Genomic DNA, 6228 nt, shown 5'->3' with positions numbered 1-6228 from the left:
GCTCGTCCTCGAGCGGCGCCGTGGCCCAGGGTGAGGTCGAGACGAGGTGGTGCAGCTGCTGGGTGTCGCCCGCCGGGCGCCACGCGCGCCGCCATCGGCTCGACGCTCTTGCGCTCGCCCGGCAGGAGCAGGCCCTTGAGGTAGAAGGGCGCCCAGCGCCGCTGCGCCTAGCGCCCTAGCACTACCCTGCCACTTTCAGAGCCGGAGGTGACGGTCAAAGCGTTGCCGGCAGTGCGGGCAGCGCAGCAGGACGCGAGAGAGGGTCGCCTGGATGCGGCGGCGGACGGCGGGCAGGCTCGGCCAAGGCGGTGGTCCGCCATCGGGCCAAGCGTCGGCTTCTTTTTTCCCCGAGCCGCAGGTGCTGCAAGAAGGCGAAGGCGAGCTGGCACAGGAGCGCGTGGTGGTGCAGCCCGCGCCAGCCCCGGCCCTCGAAGTGGTCGAGGCCCAGCTCGTCCTTCATCTGTTGGTGCATCTGCTTGCAGACCCAGCGCGCTTTGATCGCCGCGGCCAGAGTCTCGAGCGTCGCGTCGGCGGGGAGGTTGGCCAGGTAGTACTTGCGCTCGCCGCCGGCGCGGTGCTCGCCGACGAGCCACGCCTCCTCACCCGGGAGGTGCTGCGCCCGAGCCGCGACCGGCCCGTCGGCCACGCGGACCCGGAGCGCAGCGAACTCGGCCTTGAGCGCGCCCTTGGTGCCGGTCCGCCAGGAGACGGTGCGGAACGCCGCCGGCCGGGCCTCGATCAGCCCGGCCGCCGCCACGCTCGCGGCCGAGGGCACCGGGTGCTTGCGCGGGCGGCCGGTCGGCTTGGGCTCGGGATAGGCGAGCGTCACGTTGCCCGGGTAGACCTTCTGCGTCGGCGGGATGCCGACGGCGAAGCTGAGCTGCCGCGCCGCGAGGCCGGTGCGGAACTCGGCCGCCTTGCCGTACTCGGCGTCGGCCAGGACGCGGCCGAACCGGACACCCGACGCCAGGACCCGATCGATCTCGTCGAGCGCGATCCGCCACTTCGGTCGGTGCTCGATCGCTTCGGGCACGCCCGCGACCGCACGCCGCCCCGCGTCACCGCACCAGTCCTCCGGTAAGAACAGCCGCAGGCCGACGCACACCGGCACCTCGCCTCGGGCCAGGGTGAGCGAGACCAGGGACTGACAATTGGCGCGCTTGCCGAGCTGGCCGCAGTATTGGCGTTTCACCCCCACCGAGTGCCGGCCCTGCTTCACCAGCGCGGTATCGTCGACCACGAGCACCGCGCCGGGTCCGCCCACCAGCCGGTCGGCCTGCCTCGCCAGCTCCTCTTCCAGCGGCGCGGTGGCCCAGGGCGAGGCCGAGACGAAGTGGTGCAGCTGCTGGGTGTCGCCCGGCGCCACCCGGGCCGCCATCGGCTCCACGCTCTTGCGCTCGCCCGGCAGGATCAGGCCCTTGAGGTAGACCGGCGCCCAACGCCGCTGCGTCTCGCGCCCAAGCCGCCCCAGGATCGGCTTGAGCCAGCGTCCGAGTTCCCGCTCCCAGCCCCGGGCTGGTGACCCGTCCATCCGCCCCTCCCACCGTGAGCATCGCTGCGGCGCGAACGGTCGATCAGGCAAAAGGCGGCAGGGTAGTGTTAGAGCCGTGCCGAAAACCGTTAAGCTTTTGCGGTAGCTGCCGGTTTGGCCTGCAAGCAGGTTGTACATCGGATGCCTATATGGGTGGTTCCCCCGCAAGGAACACTGAAGATCCCCTGGACGTCTGAACAGCGCCGGCGATACGGGCCGGCGATCAGCGACGCGGTGCGCGCGAACGCGACCATCCGTCTGGCCACAATGATCGATGCCATCGACCCGCCGGCGCCGACCGGCCGGCCAAGGCTGTGGTCGACGCTCACCATGCTGCAGGCGCTGTGGTGGCTGTGCCGCGCCGGCGCCGCCTGGAAGCTGCTGCCGGCCCTCTACCCGCCGCGGCAGACGATCGGCAGCCGCCTGGAGCGCTGGGTACGTCTCGGCGTGCTCGAGCGTGCCCTGGCCGTGCTCAACGGCTGCCTGCGCTTGGCGCGCGGCCGCAGGTGGCGCTCGACCGCCGGCATCCTCGACACCCAAAGCGTGAGGACCGGCCCGCAGGGCGGGCCGCGCGGCTACGACGCGGCCAAGCGCGTCAAGGGCCGCAAGCGGGTACTGCTGGTCGACACCGAGGGCTTGGTGCAAGGGTTGCGCGTGGTGCCTGCCTTTATCCAGGATCGCGACACCGCGGCGATGATCGAGCCGGAACTCGCGGCCAGCTCGCTGCTCAAGGTGTGGGCCGATCTCGGCTTCAACGGGGATGCCGCTACGGCACCCATGATCCGCAACGGCATCGACCTCGAGCTGGTCGGGCGCGCGAACAAGACCGGCTTTATCGTCGAGCCACGGCGATGGAAGATCGAGCAGACCTTTGCTTGCCTGCAGCGCTACCGCCGCCTGCAGGTCGATCATGAGGGCAGCACGCGGATGTCCCGCACCATGACCCTGCTGGCCGCGCTGTTCCTGACCGGCGCACGGTTCGAGCGGCAGATCAGGGCATGATCGAGTTTTCGGCACGGCTCTTAGTGGTTCATCCGGCAAGTCAGGCAGCCTTGGGCAGGAGCGCGATGCCGGGCTGTCGACGCGGCTGGTGCCGGCGCCGCCGACCCCAGACAAAAGGATGCCGGTGCGCGTTCCAGTAGGCGGTCGCACGCTCGACCGCTTGGGCGATTTCCTCCCAGTTCTCGAACCGCCGGCCCTTGAGCGCCAAGGAGCGCAGTACCTTCCACCACGGTTCGATCAGGTTGAGGTAGGCCGCGTACTTCGGCTGGAACACCATTTCCCAGCGCGGGTGGGTCAGCAAGAACAGCAGGACGTCGGTAGCCCGATGGCTGCTCAGGTTGTCGAGGACGGCATAGACCCGTTCGACCGCGGCTGGCAGCCAATGCTCGACCTCCTCCAGGAAGGCGACCCAGCAGGCGGTGCCCCGTCCAGGGTAGGGTTTGGTGAAGGCGTCGCCCGTGGCGGGGCAGAAGGCGCCGAAGATGTAGCCCTTGCCGCGCCGGCCGTGGTCGATCTCCTGCCAGGCTCGCCCGGCGTGGTCCTTGATCGCGACGATCGCTTGGCCGGCATAGGTCTTGGCGCTCTCCGGCCCCATCTCGTCCAGGCAAACGACTAGGCTGCCCGCCGGCGGTGCCGTGTAGAGGGCCTCGATCCGCCCCTTTTTTCGGCGAACGCGGGATCGACCCGCTCGCCGAACCAGGTCTCATGCCTGCGCCAACGCAAGCCCTCGGCGAGGAGAATCTCGTCGATCCGGCTGCGCTTGACCGCGATCCCCTGGTGCTCGTTGAGGTAGGCGGTCAGCCGGTCCAGCGTCCAGGAGGCGAACGGCAAATCCAGCGTTTTGGGATCGGTGAGTGCGGTGGCGATCACCGTGGCGACCTGCTCGGGCGAATAGGTTGGCGGCCGGCCGCTACGGGACCGATCCTCGAGGCCGGTGAGGCCCTCGGCATTGAACCGATGGATCCAGCCGCGCACCCGGTAGGTCCTGAGACGGAGTTGGTCGGCAATCTCCGGCACCGCCTGGCCCTGGCCGGCGTGCCAGATGATCCGTGCCCGCTCGACCTGCCGCGCGGGCGCTGTGCGTGAATGGGCCAGCCGTTCTACCGTGGTGCGTTCCTCGCCCGTCAGATCACGTAGCCGTAACCGTCGCATCGCCCGTCTCCGGCAAGGGACGGCCCAGTATATCGCCACTTGCCGGATGAACCACTTAGAGCCTGCCTGAAACCCTCACGACTGTAGCATGCGCTCGAGGCGCATGCCGGTCATGAACACCGAAGCCAGGATGGTCATGTGGCGCGAGGTCGCGTTGTTCACCTCGTCCTCGACACGCAGCCGGCGGTAGCGCTGCAGGCAGCCGAAGGTCTGCTCGACCTTCCATCGCCGGGGCTCGACCTGGAACCCCTTGCGGCCGACTGTCCCGACCAGTTCGGCGCTGATGCCGTGGCTGCGCAGGAAGATCGCTGGATCATCACCGGCGAAGCCGCGGTCGAGCCAGGTCAGCAGCAAGGAGGCGTGCACATCGAGGTCAGGGCCGAGGGCGCGCAATGCGTCGCGGTCCTGCACGTCGGCCGCCACCACCTGCACCCCGAGTGGATCGCCTTGGGTGTCGATCATCAGCACGCGCTTTCGGCCTTTGATCTTCTTGTTGGCGTCGTACCCGCGCGGGCCACGCTGCGGGCCGACCTTGACGGTCTGCGTGTCGACGATCGCCGCCGTCGGCCATCGTTTCCGGCCAGCCGCGAGGCGGCGGCACACGACCAGAACCCGCAGCGCCCGGTCGAGCACGGCCCGCCGCCGCCAGCCCATGAGCCGGCTCCATACCGTCTGGTGCGGCGGCGAGGCGGGCGGCAGTCGTCGCCAAGCCCGGTCGTCGCGGGCGACGTGCCACAAGGCCTGGAGCATGACCAAGGTCGGCCAGACCCGCGGCCGGCCGACCGAGGCGGGCGGATCGATCGCATCGATCGTGACCGCCAAGCGGACAAGCATGCCCTGCCGCACCACCTCCTGAATGGCCGGCGCGTACCGGCGTCGGTCCTCGGTCGTCCATGCCATGCGCGTCGTCCTTGGGTCGGGATCGACGAGCAACGGCGGGGGCGGCCGCAGCGTTCACGGGGAAAGCTGCATTAGGTCAGGGTTTTAGTTTCAGGCAGGCTCTTAGCACTACTCTGGGACGTTCAGAACCGGAGGTGATGGGCGAAGCGCTGCCGGCAGTGCGGGCAGCGCAGGAGCACGCGCGTCAGCGCGGCCAGGACGCGGCGCCGCACCTCGGGCAGCGTCGGACGCGGCGGCGGTCCGGGTGGCCCGGCGCCGCTTTTCCCCCCGCTCCCGCAGCCGCAGGTGCTGCAGGAAGGCGAAGGCGATCCGGCACAGGAGCGCGTGGTGGTGCAGCCCGCGCCAGGAGCGGCCCTCGAAGTGGTCGAGGCCCAGCTCCTCCTTCAGCTGCTGGTGCGCCTGCTCGCACGCCCAACGGGCCTTGATCAGCGCCGCCAGGGTCTCGAGCGGTGCGTCGGCAGGCAGGTTGGAGAGGTAGTACTTGCGCTCGCCCGACGCCCGATGCTCGCCCACCAGCCAGGCCTCGTCCCCGGGCAGGTGCCGGCCGTTCCTGAGCTGCTCGCCATCGGCCGGGCGCACCCCCGCATGGCCGCGAACTCGGCCGCGAGCGGCCCCTTGGTGCCGCGCCGCCAGCTGATCCGGCGCCACTCGGCGCCCGCCAGGGCGGCCTCGGCCGGGACCGGGTCCTCGCTCGGTACGGGATGCTTGCGCGGGCGCCCGGTGCGCGCCACCGGCCAGCCCAGCTCGACCCCGGCCGGGTAGACGTTCTGGGTCTTGAGGACGCCGGCCGCCCAGAGGAGCCCGCGCGCGCTCAGGCCCCGGCGGAAGGCGGCGCTGATCCCGTAGCCGGCGTCCGTCACCACCCGGCCGAAGCGGACGCCGGCGGCGATGACCCGGTCGATCTCCTCGAGCGCGATCTCGGTCTTCGCCAGGGCTCGGCGGTGCTCCTCGGGCACCCCGGCCCGGGCGCAGCGATCTGGGTCGTCCGTCCATCCCGCCGGCAGGAACAGCCGCAAGCCCACGGGTACCGGGACCTCGCCCCGGGCCAGGGTCAGCGAGACCAGGACCTGGCAGTTGGCCCGCTTGCCCAGCGCGCCGCAGTACTGGCGCGCCACCCCGACCGAGTGCCGGCCCTGCTTCGGCAGGGCGGTGTCGTCGACCACCAGCACCGCCTCCGGCCCGCCCACCAGCCGGTCGGCCTCCCTCGCCAGGACGGCCTCGAGCGGTCCGGTCGCCCAGGGCGAGCCGCCGACGAAGTGGGGCAGCTGCTCCGTGTCGCCGGGCGCGACCCGCGTCGCGAGCGGCTCGACGCTCTTGCGCTCGCCGGGCAGGAGCAGGCCCTTGAGGTAGACCGGTGCCCAGCGCCGCTGCGCCTCCCGGCCCAGCGCCGCCAGGAACGGCGCCAGCCAGCGCTCGAGCTCGCCCTCCCAGCCGTCCGGTGCCCACATCCGCATGGTATCCCTCCCTCGCCGAGGTCGCCGTCGAAACGCTCAGCGAAACAGGACGTCCCAGAGTAGTGGTAGAGGCCGTCCGGAAAGATCACGAGCGGTCTGAGGCTCGTGCGAGCCTACGCAGCATGAGGCGGATCATGCCGAGGCAGAGGAAGGCAAGCGCGTTGACGGCGAGGTTCTCGAAGTCCTTGG

5 protein-coding genes and 2 pseudogenes are annotated in these 6228 nt (G+C 70.8%); 1 reads left to right on the top strand and 6 read right to left on the bottom strand.

The features are described from left to right. Both VF468_11810 and VF468_11805 read right to left on the bottom strand, forming a co-directional pair. A pseudogene (locus VF468_11810) lies at positions 1-131 on the bottom strand (transposase). 83 nt (positions 132-214) lie between these two features. Next, a complete protein-coding gene (locus VF468_11805) occupies positions 215-1531 on the bottom strand; it encodes an IS701 family transposase (protein ID HEX5878983.1) in 1317 nt (438 codons plus the stop codon). Between the two features lie 153 nt (positions 1532-1684). On the opposite strand from VF468_11805, the gene VF468_11800 reads away from it, so the two are divergent. Further along, positions 1685-2533: an IS5 family transposase gene (locus tag VF468_11800; GenBank protein ID HEX5878982.1), complete on the top strand. Its 849-nt coding sequence runs from the start codon at positions 1685-1687 to the stop codon at positions 2531-2533. A gap of 40 nt (positions 2534-2573) precedes the next feature. Here VF468_11800 and VF468_11795 read toward each other — a convergent pair whose 3' ends face one another. The 4 genes and pseudogenes from VF468_11795 to VF468_11780 form a co-directional block, all read right to left on the bottom strand. Then, the gene (locus tag VF468_11795) at positions 2574-3185 is read right to left on the bottom strand and encodes a transposase (GenBank protein ID HEX5878981.1); all 612 of its coding nucleotides are present in this window, start codon (positions 3183-3185) and stop codon (positions 2574-2576) included. Further along, complete coding sequence (locus VF468_11790) at positions 3146-3685, bottom strand: helix-turn-helix domain-containing protein (protein HEX5878980.1); 540 nt, start codon at positions 3683-3685, stop codon at positions 3146-3148. Before VF468_11790 ends, VF468_11795 begins: the two co-directional genes overlap by 40 nt. Positions 3686-3760: 75 nt before the next feature. After that, the gene (locus VF468_11785) at positions 3761-4585 is read right to left on the bottom strand and encodes an IS5 family transposase (GenBank protein HEX5878979.1); all 825 of its coding nucleotides are present in this window, start codon (positions 4583-4585) and stop codon (positions 3761-3763) included. Positions 4586-4693: 108 nt separating this feature from the next. Beyond that, positions 4694-6033 (bottom strand): annotated as a pseudogene (locus VF468_11780) (IS701 family transposase). Between the last annotated feature and the right edge of the window lie 195 nt (positions 6034-6228).

The organism is Actinomycetota bacterium, assembly GCA_036280995.1.
Taxonomy (GTDB): domain Bacteria; phylum Actinomycetota; class CALGFH01; order CALGFH01; family CALGFH01; genus CALGFH01.
The sequence above is the reverse complement of the archived record's forward strand: the minus strand, read 5'-3'. Positions and strand labels throughout refer to the sequence as shown.